The sequence below is a fragment of the Stagnihabitans sp. genome (genome assembly GCF_964946895.1).
The window spans coordinates 184,950-205,853 of record NZ_CBBQHX010000001.1 but is presented as its reverse complement, the minus strand read 5'-3'; the positions used below and the strand labels follow the sequence as shown (position 1 = coordinate 205,853).

The 20,904-nt window shown below is 63.8% G+C and carries 17 protein-coding genes; 10 read left to right on the top strand and 7 right to left on the bottom strand.

Going from position 1 to position 20,904, the window contains the following annotated elements; genetic code table 11:
- Window positions 1-75: 75 nt before the first annotated feature.
- The 4 genes from AC1Y2B_RS01035 to argE all read right to left on the bottom strand — a co-directional run bounded on the left by AC1Y2B_RS01035 (window position 76) and on the right by argE (window position 4,794).
- On the bottom strand, window positions 76-651 hold the full coding sequence (locus tag AC1Y2B_RS01035) for a hypothetical protein (RefSeq protein WP_482251177.1): 576 nt from the start codon (window positions 649-651) through the stop codon (window positions 76-78).
- 302 nt (window positions 652-953) lie between these two features.
- Complete coding sequence (locus AC1Y2B_RS01030; protein WP_482251176.1) at window positions 954-2,117, bottom strand: M20 aminoacylase family protein; 1,164 nt, start codon at window positions 2,115-2,117, stop codon at window positions 954-956.
- A 176-nt stretch (window positions 2,118-2,293) separates the two neighbouring features.
- Window positions 2,294-3,637, bottom strand: a complete 1,344-nt coding sequence (locus tag AC1Y2B_RS01025; protein WP_482251175.1) for an NAD(P)/FAD-dependent oxidoreductase — start codon at window positions 3,635-3,637, stop codon at window positions 2,294-2,296.
- On the bottom strand, window positions 3,634-4,794 hold the full coding sequence (gene argE / locus AC1Y2B_RS01020; RefSeq protein WP_482251174.1) for an acetylornithine deacetylase: 1,161 nt from the start codon (window positions 4,792-4,794) through the stop codon (window positions 3,634-3,636). Before argE ends, AC1Y2B_RS01025 begins: the two co-directional genes overlap by 4 nt.
- Before the next feature lie 292 nt (window positions 4,795-5,086).
- On the opposite strand from argE, the gene AC1Y2B_RS01015 reads away from it, so the two are divergent.
- The 5 genes from AC1Y2B_RS01015 (at window position 5,087) to AC1Y2B_RS00995 (ending at window position 10,986) form a co-directional block, all read left to right on the top strand.
- Window positions 5,087-6,091: an ABC transporter ATP-binding protein gene (locus AC1Y2B_RS01015; protein WP_482251173.1), complete on the top strand. Its 1,005-nt coding sequence runs from the start codon at window positions 5,087-5,089 to the stop codon at window positions 6,089-6,091.
- A gap of 92 nt (window positions 6,092-6,183) precedes the next feature.
- Window positions 6,184-7,248 (top strand): ABC transporter ATP-binding protein, encoded by a 1,065-nt coding sequence (locus AC1Y2B_RS01010; protein WP_482251172.1) that lies wholly within the window; start codon window positions 6,184-6,186, stop codon window positions 7,246-7,248.
- Between the two features lie 4 nt (window positions 7,249-7,252).
- On the top strand, window positions 7,253-8,953 hold the full coding sequence (locus AC1Y2B_RS01005) for a peptide ABC transporter substrate-binding protein (RefSeq protein WP_482251171.1): 1,701 nt from the start codon (window positions 7,253-7,255) through the stop codon (window positions 8,951-8,953).
- A 91-nt stretch (window positions 8,954-9,044) separates the two neighbouring features.
- Window positions 9,045-10,052 (top strand): ABC transporter permease, encoded by a 1,008-nt coding sequence (locus AC1Y2B_RS01000; protein ID WP_482251274.1) that lies wholly within the window; start codon window positions 9,045-9,047, stop codon window positions 10,050-10,052.
- The gene (locus tag AC1Y2B_RS00995; protein WP_482251170.1) at window positions 10,045-10,986 is read left to right on the top strand and encodes an ABC transporter permease; all 942 of its coding nucleotides are present in this window, start codon (window positions 10,045-10,047) and stop codon (window positions 10,984-10,986) included. Before AC1Y2B_RS01000 ends, AC1Y2B_RS00995 begins: the two co-directional genes overlap by 8 nt.
- A gap of 76 nt (window positions 10,987-11,062) precedes the next feature.
- Here the strand turns inward: AC1Y2B_RS00995 and AC1Y2B_RS00990 are convergent, their stop codons facing one another.
- The 3 genes from AC1Y2B_RS00990 to AC1Y2B_RS00980 form a co-directional block, all read right to left on the bottom strand.
- Complete coding sequence (locus AC1Y2B_RS00990; RefSeq protein ID WP_482251169.1) at window positions 11,063-12,346, bottom strand: DUF3422 family protein; 1,284 nt, start codon at window positions 12,344-12,346, stop codon at window positions 11,063-11,065.
- A 538-nt stretch (window positions 12,347-12,884) separates the two neighbouring features.
- Entirely contained in the window at window positions 12,885-14,321 is a 1,437-nt protein-coding gene (locus AC1Y2B_RS00985; RefSeq protein WP_482251168.1) for an NAD(P)(+) transhydrogenase (Re/Si-specific) subunit beta, read from the bottom strand.
- Between the two features lie 12 nt (window positions 14,322-14,333).
- Entirely contained in the window at window positions 14,334-15,908 is a 1,575-nt protein-coding gene (locus AC1Y2B_RS00980) for a Re/Si-specific NAD(P)(+) transhydrogenase subunit alpha (protein WP_482251167.1), read from the bottom strand.
- A 245-nt stretch (window positions 15,909-16,153) separates the two neighbouring features.
- Between AC1Y2B_RS00980 and kynU the strand changes: the two genes are divergently transcribed.
- The 5 genes from kynU to AC1Y2B_RS00955 all read left to right on the top strand — a co-directional run bounded on the left by kynU (window position 16,154) and on the right by AC1Y2B_RS00955 (window position 20,898).
- Entirely contained in the window at window positions 16,154-17,350 is a 1,197-nt protein-coding gene (gene kynU / locus AC1Y2B_RS00975; protein WP_482251166.1) for a kynureninase, read from the top strand.
- Window positions 17,347-17,823 (top strand): GNAT family N-acetyltransferase, encoded by a 477-nt coding sequence (locus tag AC1Y2B_RS00970; protein WP_482251165.1) that lies wholly within the window; start codon window positions 17,347-17,349, stop codon window positions 17,821-17,823. The genes kynU and AC1Y2B_RS00970 overlap by 4 nt, the downstream gene beginning before the upstream one ends.
- A 2-nt stretch (window positions 17,824-17,825) precedes the next feature.
- A complete protein-coding gene (locus AC1Y2B_RS00965; protein ID WP_482251164.1) occupies window positions 17,826-19,061 on the top strand; it encodes a glycoside hydrolase family 5 protein in 1,236 nt (411 codons plus the stop codon).
- 125 nt (window positions 19,062-19,186) lie between these two features.
- Window positions 19,187-20,020, top strand: a complete 834-nt coding sequence (gene kynA / locus AC1Y2B_RS00960; RefSeq protein WP_482251163.1) for a tryptophan 2,3-dioxygenase — start codon at window positions 19,187-19,189, stop codon at window positions 20,018-20,020.
- 110 nt (window positions 20,021-20,130) lie between these two features.
- A complete protein-coding gene (locus tag AC1Y2B_RS00955; protein ID WP_482251162.1) occupies window positions 20,131-20,898 on the top strand; it encodes a L,D-transpeptidase in 768 nt (255 codons plus the stop codon).
- Window positions 20,899-20,904 lie beyond the last annotated feature (6 nt).

Sequence of the window (20,904 nt, the reverse complement as noted above, 5' to 3'; positions counted from 1 at the left end):
ATGCACCATTGGCACGCTACCTTCATCGCAGCCCGTTGCTAGCTTAAGCAAATCTTAGTTTTCCAATAGAGCATCCTATCGACGCCCTCCAAGAATTGAACACAACCACATAAACAGAAATATTCCCCACAGTGAATTGAGGAGCGCGGCCATGCCTAAGGAACCCCAGTAGGCTTTCCCCGGCGCTGTTCCAGCGGCTGGGACGTAGGCGACTGGAAGAAAGTAGAATATCAGGAACATGGACAGCAGCACGACGAACACAAGCGCTTCTGCCCTCAAACGCCGCCTATTTCTATCTGAGTCAGAACCATCATCCTTGCCTGTTCTCGCTTCTTTCAGATTTCCTCCGTTAAACACGCGAACCGCCAGACTCCAACCTATTGCACTAAGTATTGCCAAGATCGATTGCACGGAAAAGCCATAGAATTGGGCCAAGACGAACTTAGACGCATCTGATCTGGATTGAAACTGCTGCAGATTGTAGAATGTTTCACCCAATCCCGGCACCAATCTTGAAATGCGCAACGCGCCTTCACTCAAGCGAGCGTCAGAAACCGGGACGACGAATACAACGATAGCGATCAAGAAGGGCAAACACAGCATCGCAAACACGTTGGAGAACAAAGCAATAAGAAATCTTCGGGTGGTCATTCTGTTCATTTGGTTGCCGTTCCCTTTGAACCATGAAAACCGGCAATCTTGCCGTGCGCAATCACTTTCCTCCACAGAATATATAAATAAGTCAAATTATTACCCGCCGTTCTTCACCCAAACCGCCCCTCTCCCCCGCCCCGATTCGCCAAATCATGGTTAACGCCCCCTCTTCCCCCCGCGCGTAGAGACGAAAGGAAGACAGAAGCAAGACGCCAAAAAGACGCGCCCTTCCCCCACCTCACCCCAGATTAACCGAGCGCCCGCAAGCACTTGTAGGTCAGGGTGCACCCCGACTCCCCCTAAACCGGCATCCGCGTCTCCACCATCCCGGCATACCAGCTTGACCCGAACGGAATGACATTGTCGTCGAAGTTATAGGCCGGGTGGTGCACCATCGCCGTGTCGCCATTGCCCACGAAGATATAGGCGCCGGGGCGCTCATTCAGCATGAAGCTGAAATCCTCCGCCCCCATCAGCGGCGCGGTATCGGTGTCGACGGAAGGCGAAATCGCCTTGGCCACCGCCGCCGCATACCCGGTATTCTCCACCGCATTCACCGTCACCGGATACCCCCGGCGGTAGTCCACATCAGCCCGCGCCCCAAGGGCTAGTGCCGTGCCCGAGGCTATCTCGCACAGGCGCTTCTCGACCAGATCCTGCACGTCGTGGTCCATCGTCCGCACGGTGCCCTTCAGCTTGACCGTCTGCGGGATGACATTATGCGCCGGGCTGTCGGTTTCCACCACGCAGACCGACACCACGACCTGCTTCAAAGGGTCCACCGTGCGGCTGGCAATGGTCTGGAGCGCCAGGATCATGTGCGAGGCCACGACAACCGGATCAATACAGTCATGCGGCTTGGCAGCATGACCGCCTTTCCCGGTGATCAGAATGTCAAACTGATCCGCCGCGGCCATCATGGCGCCCTCACGGATCGCAAAGGAACCCACTGGAATCCCTGGCATATTATGCATGCCGTAGACTTCCTGAATGCCAAACCGCTCCATCATCCCCTCGGCCACCATCTCCCGCCCGCCGCCGCCACCCTCCTCGGCGGGCTGGAAGATGCAGACGGCCACACCATCAAAATTCCGCGTCTCCGCCAGATATTTCGCAGCCCCCAGCAGCATCGCCGTATGCCCGTCATGCCCGCAGGCATGCATCTTGCCCGGCACGGTGGAGGCATAGTCCACCCCAGTCAACTCCTTGATCGGCAAGGCATCCATATCTGCGCGCAGGCCAATCACCCGGCCCGAGCCACTGTGGCGCCCCTTGATCACCGCCACCACGCCGGTGCGCCCGATGCCCTCGACCACCTCGTCACAGCCGAACGACCGGCACAGGTCCGCCACCCGTGCGGCGGTCCGGTGCACGTCGAACAACAACTCCGGATGCATGTGGAAATCCCTGCGCCATTCGGTGATCTCGGGCAGCATTTCGGCAAAGCGGTTCTTGACGGGCATGATGGCTCTCCTTTGCCCAAAGCATCCGCCAAACCCCCTTGCAGAACAAGCCCCAGCCTGCCCCTTTCACCTTGGTGCAAATATCCTCGGGAGGGGTTCGGGAGGGTGGAAAACCCTCCCGAAGCAGGGGGTGCGGGGGGCGGCAGCCCCCCGCCTGGCCCCGCCGGCTGCAAGCCCTACAGCGACGGCCCCGGCACGCGCCTTGACCCGTCGCTGAACCGCGACAGCCGGAAACGCTGCAGATCGTGGCCCACCGCATGGCCGGCCACCAGATCTGCCACCACCCGCCCCATGCCAGGCCCTATCCCGAAGCCGTGGCCGCACATGCCGGTCGCGATCACCAGTCCCGGCACAGAAGCCACGCGGTCCACCACCGGCACCACATCGGGGATCGTGTCGATCATGCCGGCCCAGGTCCGCCGCAGCACCGGGCGGCCAAGTTCGGGAAACGCGGTGGCGAAATCGTCCTGCACCTTGGCCAGCGCCTTCAGGTTGGGCTGCGGGTTCAAGACGCGCATCCGCTCGAAGGGCGAGATCTCGTCCTCGCTCCATTGGCGCGGCGTGCTCCAGGCGTCGGGATAGTCCTTGGGGCCACGCAGGTGCATCTTGGTCGACTTGTAATCCTTCTTCAGCACCGGCAGGAACGCCGCGAAATGGCGGAAAGCGTCGGGGCCAAGGAAGAAATCATGCCGCGCGCCGGGGGCCACGGTATAGCCGCCATCGGCCCGCCGGCGGAAGGCAAAGCGGTCATCGGCAGCATTGCCGGCAAAGACCTCGGGCAAGGGTTCGGTCTGGCCGACCGAGGCCAGCACCGACAGTTGCGGGATGCTGACGCCCAGCGTGCGCAGCAGCAGCGCGGACCAGGACCCGCCCGCCACCACCACCTGATCGCAGGCAATCCGACCCTTTTCCGTGAAAACGCCTGCAATCCGGCCGCCCTGCACATCCACCCGGCGCACCGCGCAGTCTTCCACGATCACCGCACCCCGGTCCTGTGCGCCCTGCGCCAGCAGCGGCACTGCCACCCAAGGTTCGGCCCGGGCGTCCGAGGCGGTCCAAAGCCCGCCAACCCATTGCACCGTGGCCCCGGTCATCCGCTCGTAGACCTGCATCGAGGATTGCAGGCGGACGTCCAGCCCCATGCCGCGCGCCTGCGTCATCCAGTCCTCAAACCCGCGCATCTCTTCCTGGGTGCGGGCAAGGTACATGACGCCGTCTTGTTTGAAGCCCAGCTTGCGGCCAAACTGTTCGGACAGGCCCTGCCAGATCTTCATGCTTTCCATCATGATCGGCAGTTCGGCGAAATCGCGGCCTTGCTGGCGGATCCAACCCCAGTTCCGGCTGGACTGTTCGCCCGCCACCCGGCCCTTTTCGCACAAGACCACGCGGATGCCCTTTTCGGCCAGATACCACGCCGTCATCACCCCGATGATGCCGCCGCCGATCACCACGACATCGGCCTCGGCCGGAGGCGGACCGGGAAAGTGGATCGGGGTTTGGATGGTGATCGGGCCGTTCATGCCAAGTCCTCCAGAAGGCGGGACATGAAGCGTTGTCCGGCCTGAAATTCGCTCACCTCCAGATATTCATCCGGTTGATGCGCCTGCGCAATATCGCCCGGACCACAGACCACGGCGGAATATCCGGCGGCCTGGAAGAACCCCGCCTCGGTGCCGTAAGACACCACACCACCGGCATTGGCGCCGGTCAGCTTGCGCACCAAAGCCTCGGCAGCACCCTGGGCTTCGGGAACCAGCGGGGGCACGCGGAAGAAGCGGTCCAGATGCACGCCGGCCTCGGGCCGGACGGCTGTGATGGCGCGGTGCAACGCAAGGGCTGCGGCCTCGAAATCGGTGGCAAGGTCTTCGATCTCTTCGCCGGGCACCACGCGGAATTCGGTGACAAAGCGGCAATCCGCGGCGGTGATGTTATGCGCGGTGCCGCCGCTGATCATGCCAACATGCAGCGTGGTAAAGGGCGGATCGAAGCGGGCGGCCAGGGCCGTGGGCTGCGGCCCCTGCAGCGCCGCATTGCGGTCGTTGATCCAGCTTACCAGCCGCGCTGCCTCCATGATCGCCGAGACGCCCTGCGGCAGCAGCGAGGAATGCACCTCGAAGCCTTTCACGTGCACCTTGAAGCCGGTGCCGCCCTTGTGGCCATGAATGGGCTTGAGGCGCGAGGGTTCGCCGATGATCGCCAGATCGGCCTTGGGAAAGGCTGTGACCAGCGTGTCCAGCATGGGCGCCGCCCCGGTGCAGCCCAGTTCCTCGTCGTAAGACAGCGCCAGTTGCAACGGACGACGCACCCCGCGCCGCTGCGCCTCGACCAGCGCCCAGACCGACAGCGCGACGAACCCCTTCATGTCGGTGCTGCCGCGCCCATAAAGGCGGTCATCGCGCTGGGTCAGCGTCCAGGGATCCGAGGTCCAGGTCTGGCCATCAACCGGCACCACGTCGGAATGGCCTGACAAGACGATACCGCCCGGCACCAGGGGGCCGGCATGGGCCAGAAGGGCGGCTTTGGTGCGATCGGCGGTCCATTGCCGGGTGGTGGGGATGGCATGTGAGGCCAGATAGCCCTCCAGCCAGTCGATCAGCGCCAGATTGCTGTCGCGGCTGACGGTGGGAAAAGCCACCAGCCGGGCGAGAATCTCGAGCGCGGTCAAAGCCTCTGCCATGTCTGTCCCCTTGGGTTGCGCGGCTGAACCTCCCTTGCCGAAAGGGCGGTGTCAACACGACCTCGGGCCCGGTTCGGGCGGTGCAGCATGGCATTCTGAAATCCGCGCCTTGGGCGGCAAGCGATGGCGGCGCGCGCATGACGCCACGTCAGGCGGGCCATGACCGGAAAAGATTCAGGATTGATCGGTCGGACGAAATCGACAAAGCTGCACCTCAGGCGAGGCCACCGGACAGAGTTGGCCCGACCAGAACGTAGAACAACAAGAATAACAAAGACCTGGGGAGATCTACATGCCCGATGGGGGCGACGCCGTCCTGGACGTTCGGGGCCTGAAGACTGTGTTCCGCACCCGAGGGGGTGAGGTTCATGCCGTCAACCGGGTCAGCTTTCATCTCAAGCGGGGTGAACTTCTGGGCGTTGTGGGGGAAAGTGGCTCTGGCAAGTCGGTGACGATGATGTCGTTGATCGGCCTGTTGCCGATGCCGCCGGCCGAGGTGCGGGCCGGAGAGGTCTGGCTGGGCGGGCGCGACATTCTGAAGATCAGCCCGGCGGACTTGCGCGAGGTGCGCGGGGCCAAGGTGGGCTTCGTGTTTCAGGACCCGATGACCAGTCTGAACCCGGTGTTTCAGGTGGGCTTTCAGATCATGGAGCCTTTGATCCGCCACATGGGCCTTTCCAAGGATCAAGCCAAGACCCGCGCGGTGGAGTTGCTGGAGCTGGTGGGCATTCCGGATGCGGCCAGCCGGCTCGACAGTTATCCGCACCAGTTTTCCGGTGGCATGCGCCAGCGGGTGATGATTGCCATCGCCTTGGCCTGCGACCCCGACGTGCTGATTGCCGATGAACCGACGACGGCGCTGGATGTGACCATTCAGGCGCAGATCCTGGAGCTGGTGAAAGAGTTGCGCCAGAAGCTGGGCATGGCGATCATCTGGATCACCCATGATCTGGGCGTGATTGCCGGCATCGCTGACCGGGTGATGGTGATGTATGGCGGACAGGTGGTTGAACATGGCCCGGTCAAGGACCTTTTCGCCCGGCCCCAGCATCCCTATACCCGCGCCCTTCTGAAGACGGTGCCCTCGCTGACCGGCGCGCGCGAGGCGCGGTTGCAGGTGATCGAGGGGCAGCCGCCGATCATGATGGAGGACCCGACCTCCTGCCCCTTCGCGCCGCGCTGCGCCCATGCGTTCCTGCGCTGTGACGAAGAAAACCCGCTGCGCCGCGCGGTGGATGACAACCCGCTTCTGAAGGGCCATGACGTTGCCTGCCATTGGGAGGCCGAGAATGGCTGAACGGATGCCAAAGATGGGCCATATGGCCCATCCGACCTTGTCCCCGGCTTTGGGTAGGATGGGCAATGCTGCCCATCTTGCGGAGGGGCCCCATGCTTGACGCCTCCCCCACCCCTCTGGTCAGGGTGCGCGACCTCAAGATGTATTTCCCCATCCACACCGGGGTGCTGCGCCGTCATACCGGCGACGTGAAGGCGGTGGATGGGGTCAGCTTTGACATCATGGCGGGCGAAACTCTTGGCCTTGTCGGCGAAAGCGGCTGCGGCAAGTCCACCGTGGGACGGGCGCTGATCCGGCTTTACGAACCCACCGCCGGTTCGGTGGAAATCGCAGGCGATGACATTCTGGCGCTGGCACCCGAGGCGCTGCGCAAGAAGCGGCCGCAGATGCAGATGGTGTTTCAGGACCCGCAGGCCAGCCTCAACCCGCGCATGACGCTGGCGCAGATCATCGGCGAACCGCTGATCGAGCATTCCGGCATGAACGCCGACGATCGGCTGGCGCGGATTTACGAGTTGATGGATCAGGTCGGCCTCAACCGCCGCTTTGCCAACCGCTATCCGCATGAATTCTCGGGCGGGCAGCGTCAGCGGATCGGGATCGCCCGCGCCTTGGCGCTGAACCCCCGGTTCATTGTCTGCGACGAGCCGATTGCAGCGCTGGACGTCTCGATCCAGGCGCAGGTCGTCAATTTGCTGGAGGACCTGCAGGACCGGCTGGGCCTGACTTATCTGTTCATCAGCCACGACCTGTCGATGGTGCGCCACATCGCCGACCGGGTCGCGGTCATGTATCTGGGCCGCATTGCCGAGCTTTCGCCCCGCGACGCGCTTTATGCGCGCCCGCTGCACCCCTATGCCGAAGCGCTTTTGTCGGCGGTGCCCGAACCGGACCCTGACCGCGAAGGAAGCCGCCAGCGCATCATCTTGAAGGGCGACGTCCCCTCGCCGGCCAATCCGCCGAAGGGCTGCGCCTTCTGCACGCGCTGCCCCAAGGTGATGGAGATCTGCCGCACCGACCGCCCGGCCCTGATCGAGGTTGAGCCGGGCCGACAGGTCGCCTGCCACCTTTATCCGCAAAGCCACCACAACAAGACCACCGCACCTGCGACATCAACGCGGGGCGGACAAGACCAACTGCAACAACAAGGAGTGTAACCCCATGCGTTTGAAGACGTATCTTCTAAGCGCCGCAGCCATCCTGTCGATGGCGGGCGCGGCCTTTGCCGACCGCGGGTCGGACGGCCACGTCAATGTGCTGTATTGGCAGGCCCCCTCGATCCTGAACCCCTATCTGTCGGGCGGCACCAAGGATCTTGAGGCCTCCTCGCTGATCCTGGAACCGCTGGCGGGCTTTGACGAAAAGGGCGTGGTCTTCCCGCGTCTGGCCGTCGAAGTGCCGACCGTCGAAAATGGCGGCGTCGCCAAGGACCTGACCTCGATCACCTGGAAGCTGAAGCCGGGCCTTCTGTGGTCTGATGGCACGCCGGTGACCTCGGCCGACGTAAAGTTCACCTATGACTATTGCAAGGCCCCGGATGGCGGCTGCGCACAGGCCTCGAAGTTCGAAGGCGTGAAGTCGGTGGAAACGCCGGATGCCTCGACTATCGTGATCACGTTTGATGCCCCCAAACCCAACCCCTACGTCTCGTTCGTAGGTGCCACGGCCCCGGTTCTGCAGGCCAAGCAATTCGCCAAATGCGTCGGCGCAGCGGCCCCCACCTGCACCGATGCCAACAACATGCCGATCGGCACCGGCCCGTTCCGCGTCGTCTCGTTCAAGACCAACGACACGACCGAACTGGAAGCCAACCCGAACTACCGTGACCCCGCCAAACCGGCTTTCGCGACCATGACCCTGAAGGGCGGCGGCGATGCGGAAGCGGCGGCGCGTGCGGTTCTGGAAACCGGTGAGTTCGACTATGCTTGGAACACGCAAGTGAACCCGGAACTGCAGACCCAGATGGCGGCAGGCGGCAAGGGCCATTTCGTCAACGGCTTCGGCACCCTGACCGAGCGTCTGGAAATGAACCTGACCGACCCGTCGCCGGATCTGAAGGAAGGCGAACGGTCTACCGTCGCCCATCCGCACCCGATCCTGTCGGATGTGAATGTCAGGAAGGCGCTGTCGATGGCGATTGACCGTCAGGCGCTGGTTGACGTGGGCTATGGCACCGCCGGCAAGCCGACGATGAACATCGTTCCGGCCCCCGAGGCCTATGCCTCGGACGATTCCGCCTATCTGGCGCAGGACATGGCGGGTGCCAAGAAGCTGCTGGATGACGCGGGCTGGAAGGTCGGCGCCGATGGCATCCGGGAAAAGGATGGCAAGAAGCTGCATCTGGTTTACCAGACCACCGTCAACCCGGTGCGTCAGGACTTCCAGAGCCTGATCAAGTCGTGGTGGACGGAACTGGGCGTGGACGTCGAACTGAAGTCGATTGACGCTTCGGTGTTCTTCGGCGGCGATGCGGGTTCGCCCGACACCTACCAGAAGTTCTATGCCGACGTCGAAATGTTCGCCAACAACTTTGACGGCACCGACCCGGAAGCCTTCCTCGCGCAATACAAGTGCGACAAGATCCCGTCTCCGAAGCTGCAATGGCAGGGCGAGAACGTGCCGCGCTTCTGCAATGCGGACTATGACAAGCTGGCGGATGAGCTTTCGAAGACCGCTGACCCGGCCAAGCGCGGCGAGATTGCCAAAAAGCTGAACGACATCATCACCAAGGTCAACTATGCGACCGTGCCGCTGGTGGACCGTGGCCGTTTGTCGGCCGCCTCCAACACGCTGGGTGGCGTGGTGCTGAACGTCTGGGATTCGGAACTTTGGAACGTGCAGGACTGGACCCGCACCAAGTGATCTGACCCAAACCGGAGGGCGGGCTTCTGGCCCGCCCTCCCCGTTGACGGGGCCTGCGATCAAGGCCCGCTTCATGCAAGGCAAGCACCCGATGCTGACCTACACCCTGCGCAGGCTCTTGCTTGCCATTCCCACGCTGCTGCTGATCTCGCTGGTGATCTTCCTTCTGGTCGATCTGGCGCCCGGCAGCCCCTTGTCGGAAATTCCTATCACCGTGCCGCCCGAGGTGCGCCTGAAGATGATTGCAGCGATGGGTGCCGATCAGCCGGTGTTCGTGCGCTACCTTCTGTGGCTGCGCCAGTTCTTCTGGGTCGAGCCGATGCACCAGCTGGACATCCTGTTCGGCACCCATGTCGTCGATGGCGAACAGCGCATCATCTCGTACCAAACCCGCAGCCCGGTGTTCACCACGATCGGCGAGCGGATCCCGCAGACCCTGACCGTGATCGGCACCGCCTATCTGGTAGGCGTCCTGATCGCCGTGCCGATCGGCATCTATTCGGCTTACCGGCAATATTCGTGGTTCGACCAGCTGGGCACCTTCATCGCCATGCTGGGCTATTCTGTGCCGACCTTCTTCACCGGGGTGCTGTTGATCGTGATCTTCTCGATCTGGCTGAAGTGGTTCCCCTCGATCTACAACACGTCGCTGATCGTGCAGGACTGGGCCAGTCTTCTGGCGCAGGTCAAGCAGATGGCCCTGCCCGTGACCGTGCTGGCCCTGTTCAACGCGGCCGAGATCAGCCGCTACACAAGGTCGTCCATGCTGGAGAATCTGGGCCAGGACTATGTCCGCACCGCCCGCGCCAAGGGCATGGGCGAGGGCACGGTTGTGCTGAAACACGTGCTGCGCAATTCGCTGATCCCGGTGGTGACGGTGATTGCGCTGGGGATTCCGGGCATCTTCGGTGGCGCCATCATCACCGAGAACGTCTTCAAGGTGAACGGCATCGGGGCGGCCCTGATTGGCGCCATCCATGCCAATGACCTGCCGATGGTGCAGACGCTGACCTTCATCTTCGCCGTGCTGATCGTCGCCTTCAACCTGATTGCCGACATCCTGTACGGCGTGCTTGACCCGAGGATCCGCTATGACTGATGCCGCTCGCGGAACCATCAAGATCGAGAAACTGGCGCCGCCGCGCAGTCAGGCCCGCGATATCTGGGACCAGTTCAAGACCCACAAGGGCGCCATGACTGGGCTGGTGGTGCTGTGCCTGCTGATCCTGGCGATCCTGATCGGACCCTTCCTGTGGACTCTGGACCCGGCCTATGTGGATTCGAATGCGGCCAAGATGATGCTGGGCCGGAACAAGCCGCCAACATGGGCGCATCCGATGGGCACCGACCAACTGGCACGCGATGTGCTGGCGCGGATGCTGTACGGCGGGCGGATCTCCTTGGCGGTGGGGGCGGTTGCGATGGCCATCTCGGTCGTGATCGGCACCGGGATTGGCGTGCTGGCGGGCTATTTCAAGCGGCTAGACGGCATGCTGATGCGGCTGACAGACCTGTTTCTGGCCCTGCCGCTGCTGCCCTTGCTGCTGGTGCTGATGATGCTGTTCGGCGATGCGGTGCGCAAGGTCGTGGGACCCGAGGCCGGGACCTTCCTGCTGATCGTCTTTGCCATCGGCATCACCAGCTGGATGTCCTCGGCCCGGATCGTGCGCGGTCAGGTGCTGGCCCTGAAGGAACGCGAGTTCGTGCTGGCCGCCCGGTCCATCGGGACGCCCAATCTGCGGTTGATCGTGCGGCATATCCTGCCGAATGTGATCTCTCCGGTCATGGTGGCCGCAACCTTGGGGATTGCCAATGCGATCATCACCGAAAGCGTGCTGAGCTTTCTGGGCCTGGGCTTCCCGCCCGATTTCCCGACCTGGGGACGGTTGCTGTACGACGGCGTCGATTACATGCAGCTTTATCCCAGCCGGGTGATCATTCCGGGTCTGGCGATTTCGCTGACGGTGCTGTCGGTCAACTACATCGGTGACGGCCTGCGCGATGCCCTGGACCCGCGCATTCGCGGCCGCTGACAGAAGCAGGGGGTTTCACACCCCCTGCACCCCCGTGTGATATTTATGAACAAATGAAACGGGGGGTGCGGGGGGGTCAATCCTTGTGCATCGCCTCTTTGATGCGGCGAATGGCCAGCCAGACGCCAAGGATCACAACAGGGGTCAGCAAGGCCATGGCGACGGGCTTTTCGACGCCGAAATGTTCGACCACCGGGGCTGCAATGTAAGCGGCGAGGCTGACGGCGTAGTAGCTGATCGCCACCACCGACAGGCCCTCGACGGTGTGTTGCAGGCGCAGGGCCAGATCGGCGCGGCGGTCCATCGACGCCAGCAGCTCTTGGTTCTGGGCAGAACGTTCGACATCGACGCGGGTGCGCAACAGTTCGGCGGCCCGTTGGGCGCGTTCGGCCATCGAGCGCAGACGGCCCTCGGTGGATTTCACCGTGCGCATGGCAGGGTCGTAGCGGCGCATCATGAACTCGCCAAAGCTTTGCCGGCCCTCGACCCGCTCCTCACGCAGGGCCGCGATGCGTTGGGTGACGATGGCCTCATAGGCGGTGGTGGCGCCGAAGCGGAAGCTGCTTTGCACCGCAAGGCTTTCCAGTTCGGAAGCGATGGCCAGAAGTTCATGCAGCGGGGCTTCCGCCGGACGTTCATCGGCATCAAGCCCGGTGACAAGGGCAGACAGGCGCGGGTCCAGCACATTCAGCTTGGCGGTCAGCTCCCGCGCCTTGATCAGGCCCAGCATCGACATGGCGCGGTAGGTTTCAATCTCGCACAGGCGCTGGACGATGCGACCGACCCGGCGCGCGCCGGTGCCGGGTGTCACGAAGACGGCAAAGCGCATGTGGCCGGCCGGGTCGATGCGGAAGTCACCCGCCACCACGGCGGCGCCGTCGACCACCCGGGCCACGGCAAGGCTTTCGGCGACAAACCAATCCTCCAGCCGGGACAGCATCTCGGCCTCGGTTTCGGGCTGCATCTCGATGCGGATCAGGACCGAGGTGGCGCAGCGGCCGGGGGCCATGGCGCGCCAGGCTTCGGGGAAGACCTCGGCCTCAAAGGGATCAAAGGGGCGGGCCGAGACGCCGGGTGTGAAGGCGGAGTAGGTGACAAACTCGGTATGGCTTTCCCATTTCAGATCAGACCGCCCGATCGGCCCCGAAAAATGCGTGGCGTCGGGCTGGGGATGGGTGGACCCGTGACGGTCCAGCAGCGCCAAGAGATGGGCGCGGTCCTTGGCGCGGTCCCGTGTGGCACCGTCCTCTTCCATCAGCGCCACGAAGGCGGCCGTGCAGGGCACGGTCAGCACCGGAAAGGGCCGGGCGTGCAACTCGTTCACAAGGGCGTAGCGCAGGGGGTGGTCGGTCAGGGTCATGGGGTCTCTCACGGTCAACATCAGAACTTTAGGAGCCGACGGGCCTTGGTAAAGCGGGAAGGCGCAGGAATTTCGGCTCTGGCGCGTATACTTCCGTAGACTGGCAAAAAAGTTGCAGGGCACCGCAGGACAAAGCCGCGGGTTGCGGGGGAACCGTGGCCCGGCTGCGGGGGAATGCGAGGAAAACGACCTTGGCCGATCTGGCCCTGTCGGGTGCGGGCACAGCGGGCACAGTCACCCGCACCGGCGCGAACGGCGGCACCTGCGTGACCGAACGGTTCAGCCCCGGGCCTGACTGGCGCGGGAGAAGACGATGCGCCCGGCGTTGCGTGCCGTGCAGGGCGTGTTGCGCCAAGCGGTCGCGGCGACGCGCAAAGAGCCTGATGCCGCGGCATAGGCCTCGGCTGTGCCGGACCGTTTGCGCGGCCTTGGGACCGTTGATCCGGCAGGGCCGGATGGTGGTGAATGCAGGATTTGGACCAGCGGCGCGGCGGCTGATCCGTAGGGTGGGGTTGAACCCCACCCTACTTTGGTCAGGTCAGGCGATCAGCGGCAGAAGCGCGTCGATGCTTTTCTTGGCGTCGCCATAGTACATCCGGGTGTTGTCTTTGTAGAACAACGGGTTCTCGATCCCCGAATAGCCCGTGCCCTGCCCGCGCTTCAGCACGATCACGGTCTTGGCCTTCCAGCATTCCAGCACGGGCATCCCCGCGATGGGAGAGTTGGGGTCCTCTTGTGCCGCCGGGTTCACGATGTCGTTCGAACCGATGACGATGGCGACGTCCGTGTTGGGGAAGTCGTCGTTGATCTCGTCCATCTCCAGCACGATGTCGTAGGGCACCTTGGCCTCGGCCAGCAGCACGTTCATGTGGCCGGGAAGACGGCCGGCCACCGGGTGGATGGCGAAGCGCACGTTCTTGCCCTTGGCGCGCAGCTTGCGCGTCAGTTCCGAGACGGATTGCTGCGCCTGCGCCACGGCCATGCCGTAACCCGGGATGATGATGACGCTGTCAGCATCGTTCAGCGTCGCCGCCACACCTTCGGTGTCAATGGCCACCTGCTCGCCTGTGATCTCCATTGCCGGCCCCGTGGTGCCGCCGAAACCGCCGAGGATCACCGAGATGAACGACCGGTTCATCGCCTTGCACATGATGTAGCTCAGGATGGCCCCCGAAGAGCCGACCAGCGCGCCCACCACGATCAACAGGTCATTGGACAACGAGAAGCCGATCGCCGCCGCCGCCCAGCCGGAATAGCTGTTGAGCATCGACACCACGACCGGCATGTCCGCGCCGCCGATCCCCATGATCAGATGATAGCCGATGAACAGCGCGGCCAAAGTCATCCCGATCAGGGCGAAGGCCGAACCGGTCTGGATATAGACCACCAGCAGCACCAAGGAGATGGCCGCCGCCGAAGCGTTCAGCACATGTCCGCCGGGCAGCTTCTTGGCCTTGCCATCGACCTTGCCGGCCAGCTTGCCATAGGCAATCACCGAACCGGTGAAGGTCACGGCCCCGATGAACACGCCCAGGAACGTCTCCACCCGCAGGATCGTCAGTTCGACCGGCGATTTCTCGGCCAGGATCGCGGCAAAGCCGGTCAATGCGGCGCGTGCCGTCTCATCCAGACCCGCCACCCGGGCCGCCTCGATCGCGCCATTGAAGCCGATGAACACGGCGGCGAGGCCGACCAGCGAGTGCATCGCGGCCACAAGTTGTGGCATCTCGGTCATCTGCACGCGCTTGGCGGCATAGGCGCCCAGGACGCCGCCCCCCGCCAGCATGACCACCGACAGCACAGTGAAGAAGCTGCCAGAGGCCGCTTGGCCGATCAGCGTGGCGACCACCGCCAGCGCCATGCCCGCGATGCCGTACCAGACGGCGCGCTTGGCGCTTTCCTGCCCCGAAAGGCCGCCAAGAGACAGGATGAACAGAACCGCCGCAACGACGTAAGCCGATGTTGTGAAACCCATTTCTGCTCTCCCTTACGACTTCTGGAACATGGCGAGCATGCGCCGTGTCACCATGAAACCGCCGAAAATATTGATGCCCGCCATGAAGACCGACACCGCCGCCAGAATGATCACAAGGTAAGAACCGGACCCGATCTGCATCAGCGCCCCAAGGATGATGATCGAGGAAATCGCGTTGGTTACGGCCATCAGGGGCGTGTGCAGGGAATGCGAGACGTTCCAGATGACTTGGAAGCCGATGAAGACCGACAGCACGAAGACAATGAAGTGCGCCATGAAGGCCGCCGGCGCATAAATCCCTGCCAGCAGCATCAGCCCGCCGCCGACGGCCAGAAGCGTGACTTGGGACCGGGTTTGCGCCTTGAACGCCGCCACTTCGTTGGCACGTTTTTCTTCGACCGTCAGTTCCTTGGCCTTTTCCTTCGGCTTTTGCGCAGCAATCGCCGCAATCTTGGGCGGGGGTGGCGGCCAAGTGATGGCGCCGGCCTTGGCGACGGTGGCGCCCCGGATCACGTCATCCTCCATGTTGTGGACAATGACACCGTCTTTCTTCGGCGTCAGGTCCGTCAGCATATGGCGGATGTTGGTGGAATAAAGTGTCGAGGCCTGTGCCGCCATCCGGCTGGGGAAGTCGGTGTAGCCGACCACCGTGACGCCATTGTCGCTGACGATCTTCTGATCGGGCACCGTCAGGTCACAGTTGCCGCCCCGCTCTGCCGCAAGGTCGACGATGACCGAGCCGGGCTTCATCAGCGCCACCATGTCCGCCGTCCACAGCTTGGGCGCAGGACGGCCCGGGATCAGGGCGGTGGTGATGACGATATCCATGTCGGGCGCAAGCTCGCGGAACTTCTTGAGCTGCGCTTCGCGGAACTCTGGGCTGGAGGGCGCTGCATAGCCCCCCGTCGCCGCGCCGTCCTGCGCCTTCTCGGCGAAGTCGAGGAAGACGAAGTTGGCACCCATCGATTCAATCTGTTCGGCCACTTCCGGCCGCACGTCAAAGGCATAGACGATGGCCCCCAAGGACACACTGGTCCCGGTCGCCGCCAGACCCGCCACGCCGGCGCCAACGATCAGCACCTTGGCCGGAGGCACCTTGCCCGCGGCCGTCACCTGCCCCGTGAAAAAGCGCCCGAAGTTCGACCCGGCTTCAATCACCGCGCGGTATCCCGCGATATTGGCCATCGAGGACAGCGCGTCCATCTTCTGGGCGCGCGAAATCCGCGGCACCATATCCATCGCAACAACGGTCGCGCCACGGGCCTTGACGATCTCCAGCAGCTCGGGGTTCTGGGCGGGCCAGAAGAAGCTGATCAGCGTCTGCCCGTCGCGCAGGGCCTCGGCCTCGGCCTTCTCGGGCCCGCGCACCTTGACCAGCACATCCGCGGCAGCCCCCACCGCCGCAGCGTCGGGCAGAACCTCTACCCCCGCCTTGGCATAGAGTGCGTCCGAGAAGCCGGCCTTCGCCCCTGCCCCCGCCTGAACAACGCAAATATGCCCCAGCTTCATCAGCTGCAACGCTGAATCCGGCGTCATCGCTACGCGATTCTCGCCCGGAAAAATCTCTGTCAAAGCACCGATCTTCACGCGCTCTCCCCCTATCCGTTCAGCCCTGGACCAAAGGGCTGTTTACCGTTTTTTGGCATATCATGGCGGAAACCGGATGCAACCTTATCCTGCGCCGCAGCGTCAATTTCGCAAATGTTCGATGAAGCGTCGCCAATGACATGGAGGTCAGGCTTGCAATCGGCCTTGGATCATTTCAAGCTTAAAGGAATAGGTGGTTTCGCAATCTCGGGTTTCGGGGTAGCCTGCACCAAAGGGAGAGTACCATGACAACCGACTTCGCCGCGACCAAGCGGCAATTCCACCTGCCCGCGGGCGTGATCTATCTGGATGGCAATTCGCTGGGGCCCTTGCCCGTCGCGGCCGCGGCGCGGGTCGCCGAGACGATGCGGGCAGAATGGGGCGAGATGCTGATCCGGGGCTGGAACAAGGCCGGCTGGATGGAGATGCCTTCGCGCGTGGGCGACCGGATTGCCAAGCTGATCGGGGCCGAGCCGGGCCATGTCGTGATGGGCGACACGCTGTCGATCAAGGTCTATCAGGCGCTGGCCTCCTGTCTGGACCTTGCGCCCCAGCGTCGGGTGATCCTGTCCGACACCGGAAACTTCCCGTCCGACCTTTACATGGCGCAGGGCCTGTGCCGGACGCTGGGCGGAGACTATGCGCTGAAGACAGTGGCCCCCGAGGCGGTCTTGTCGGCCATCGACGAGACGGTCGCGGTGGTGATGATCACCGAGGTCGACTACAAGACCGGGCGGCGGCACGACATGGCGGCCTTGTCCAAGCGGGCGCACGAGATGGGCGCGCTGATCATCTGGGATCTGGCCCATTCGGCGGGGGCGTTCCCGGTGGGCGTTGCTGCCGGGGGGGCCGACTTCGCAGTGGGCTGCAGCTACAAGTACCTGAACTCGGGTCCCGGCGGTCCGGCGTTCATCTATGTGGCGCCCCGTCATGCCGATCAGGTGCAACCGGCGCTGTCGGGCTGGCTTGGCCACGAATCCCCCTTCGCCTTTGACCGCAACTATCGCCCTGCCCCGGGGATCGAGCGGATGCGCGTCGGCACCCCGCCGATCCTGCAACTTGCAGCCCTGGAGGCGGCGCTGGACATCTGGGATCAGGTGGACCTCAATGACCTGCGTGCCGCCTCGCTGGCGCTGACCGATCGCTTCATCGCCGGGGTCGAGGCGGCTTGCCCGATGCTGGAACTGGTCACCCCGCGCGATCACGCCATGCGCGGCAGCCAGGTCTCGTTCCGCCATCCGGAAGGATACGCCATCATGCAGGCGCTGATCGCGGAAGGCGTGATCGGTGACTTCCGCGCCCCCGACATCCTGCGCTTTGGCTTCACCCCGCTCTATGTCGGTGCGGCAGAGGTTGATGGCGCAGTGGCGATCCTGGCGCGGATCATGACGACCCGGTCCTGGGACAGGCCCGAGTTCAAGGCGCGTTCGAAGGTGACATGATCCGCCGCTTCCGCCTTGCCGATGCGCAGGCCTGCCGCGACGTCTTCGTCGCGGCAGTGCAGGTCGGTGCGGCGGAACGGTATTCGGCCGAAGAACGGAGCATTTGGCTGAAAGACCCTGCCATGCCAGCGGGTTACGGCGACTGGCTCAACCAGCACATTACCTTCGTGGCGGACGTCGGCACCCTGCAGGGTTTCATGATGCTGGAGGCGTCCGGCTACCTCAACATGGCCTTCGTGCGGCCAGAGGTGATGGGCAAGGGCGTGGCTGATGCGCTTTATGCAGCCATCCTTGCCGAGGCCAAGGCGCTTGGCCTGTCCCGCCTGCACGTTCTGGCCAGCCGCCACGCGCAAAGCTTTTTCGCCCGCCACGGCTGGCGTCTGGCACCAGAGATCAGCGACATTCCGGGGCTTGATCCCCGACAGGGACCGCAGGACACTCCACTGAACCGGGCGATGGTGTTGCAATGGTGAGGATGCGCTGGATTGCCCCGCTCTGTGCCGCCCTCGGCACCCTGCCCGCGTCGGCAGAGACGGCGGCGGACCGGTTTGCGCCCAAACGCGGCTTTTCCACCGATATCTGGGTCGAATGGCAAGGCACGGCAGACATCGTCGGCAATCCGGGCTTCCTTGACATCTACCCCGACTATCCGCGCCACATCCCCGCGGGCGCTTTCGCCGCCCTGCACGACCACGGCTTTGACACGGTGCGCATCGCCGCCGACCCCTCGCCCGTGCTGGCGCTGGCCGGCACGCCGCGTGAGGCGGGACTGCTGGACAACCTGCGTCAACGGGTGCTGGAGGCGCAGGCGGCCGGGCTGAAGGTGATCCTTGACCTGCATGTCTATCCCCATGCGGGCGAGGTGGGGGACGTCGATGGCATCCTGACCAGCCCGGATCACTTCAACGACTACCTGCGTATAGTGGCCACGGTCGCGGCCAGGATTGCCGACCTTGACCCCGACCGCACCGCCTTTGAGGTGATGAACGAGCCGACGCAGGATTGCGACGCGATCTATTCCGACCCGTCGAAGTCCGACTGGCCCGCCAAACTGAAACGCCTGCATGATACGGCCCGAACGGCCGCGCCCAAGCTGCCGCTTGTGCTGTCAGGTGCCTGCTGGGGCGGATCGAAGGGGCTGTCGGTGCTGGACCCCGCCGCCTTGGCCGACGACAACGTGCTGTGGAGCTTTCACACCTACGACCCGTTCACCTTCAGCCACCAGGGCGCAGACTGGACGGACAGCCCCCTGATGTTCCTGCAAGGACTGCCATATCCATCCGAAAGGCTGACCAAGGCGCAGGCGGCCGACATCATCGCGCAAGGGCTGAAACGCGCCGCTGCGGCAACGGGGCCGGTGGCCAAGGCCGCCACGGCCAAGGCACTGAAGCGGATTGTCCTCGATTACGCGGCGCACAGCCGCAATGACATGGTCAGCCCGATCACCGAGGCTGTCACCTGGGCCGACGCTCATGCCATCCCGCGCAGGCGCCTGTTTCTGGGGGAGTTTGGCGCGCTTTGGCTGGATGCGGCAGGCCAGCAGATCGACCCCGACAGCCACGACCGCTTCCTGTCCGACAAACGCCGCGCGGCAGAGGCGGCGGGTGTGGGCTGGGCTGTCTGGTCCTTCTCGGGATCATTTGGGATCACGACCGGGCAGTCCACGCTGGATCCCGGCGTCTGCACGGCCTTGGGGTTGACGAAATGCTGAACCTGCCGCCCCTCTGCCGCCCGTCCGGCTGGGTTGCCCAGTGGCGCAAGATCGGGGCGTTTTCGGTGCTGGATGGCCAGAGCGCGGCCTGATCCGCCGCCTTTCCCCCCTTCAGGAGATCCAACATGACCACTTACGACCCCGCCCAAGATGGCGCGCAGATGTCCTTTGACGGACGAATGTCCTATGGCGACTACCTGCGGATCGACCGCATCCTTGGTTCGCAAGAGCCGCTGTCCACCGCCCATGACGAATTATTGTTCATCATTCAGCACCAGACCTCGGAATTGTGGATGAAGCTGGCGATCCATGAACTTGACGCCGCCCGCCGGATGATTGCCGAGGGCCGTGCGCGGGAGGCGTTCAAGATGCTGGCCCGCATTGCCCGCATCTTCGAACAGCTCAACAACGCGTGGGACGTGCTGCGGACCATGACGCCCTCAGACTACACGACCTTCCGCGACAGTCTGGGCCAATCCTCGGGCTTTCAGTCCTGGCAATATCGGCTGATCGAATATTCGGTCGGCAACCGCAACATCGCCATGCTGCGCCCGCATGCTCACCGGCCCGACATTCTGGCCAAGCTTGAGGCCGAACTTGCCCGCCCGACGCTGTATGACGAGGCGCTGCGGCATCTGGCGCGCTCGGGTCTGCCGGTGCCGCAGGACGTGCTGACCCGCGATCTGCGCCAGACCTGGACTAGCCATCCCGGCGTGCTGGCCGTGTGGGAGACGGTATACCGTGACCCCAAGACCCATTGGGAAGCCTATGAAATGGCCGAAAAGCTGGTCGATTTCGAGGACTATTTCCGCCGCTGGCGCTTCAACCACCTGACCACCGTCACCCGCGTCATCGGCATGAAACGCGGCACGGGCGGCACCTCGGGGGGCAGCTACCTCAAGCGGATGCTGGAGGTGGAACTGTTCCCCGAGCTATGGCACTTGCGCACCACCCTGTGATGGGTCTTCACCGGCAAGGATCGGTCTTTGACCTTGGGCCATGCCTGCACTAGCGTTTCTGAACCGGGATCTTTTGCGGTTTCGGTTCAGAAAGAATTGGGGCGACGACAATGGTTAAGACGTTTCAAGGTGGCATCTGGGCCTTTGCCCTTCTGACGTTGGCGGCCTGTGATGATCCGGCGCTGATGACGGCTCCGGTTGTGGCGCAAGCGGCTTCGGCGGCGCATTACGCGGCCGTGCCCGACCATGGCTTCACCGTGCCGCCGGTTCCGGTGGCCGAAGTTCCGCCCGACATGTTGCAGCAAGACGTGACCTATCCCACCGCGCAACCGGTCGGCACCATCATCATCGACCCATCCACCAAGCACCTTTACCTTGTTACGGCACGCAACCGTGCGCTGCGCTATGGCATCGCCGTGGGCAAGGCCGGTTTCGGCTGGTCAGGCGAGGCCGACATCACCGGGCGCACCACCTGGCCGCAATGGACCCCGCCGCCCGAGATGATCGCCCGACGGCCCGAACTGTCCCGCTACGCCCATGGCCAGCCCGGAGGCCTGACCAACCCCTTGGGCGCGCGGGCGCTGTACCTCAAGACAAATGGCGTCGACTACGGCTACCGCATCCACGGCACGCCGGAATGGGACAGCATCGGGCACAACGCCTCTTCGGGCTGCATTCGGATGATCAATCAGGACGTGATGGACCTATACAACCGCGTGCCCGATGGCACCCATGTCGTGGTCTTGACCGAAGATGGCCTGTTCCCCAGCAAACTGTCGGTGCCCAAGCCCGCCCCGCACCAGCGCCGGCCCAAACCCGCCCCGCTGACCGTGGCAGAGCCCGCGCCACCGCCGGCTGATGCCGCGGGCCGGGTGTGATGGGGC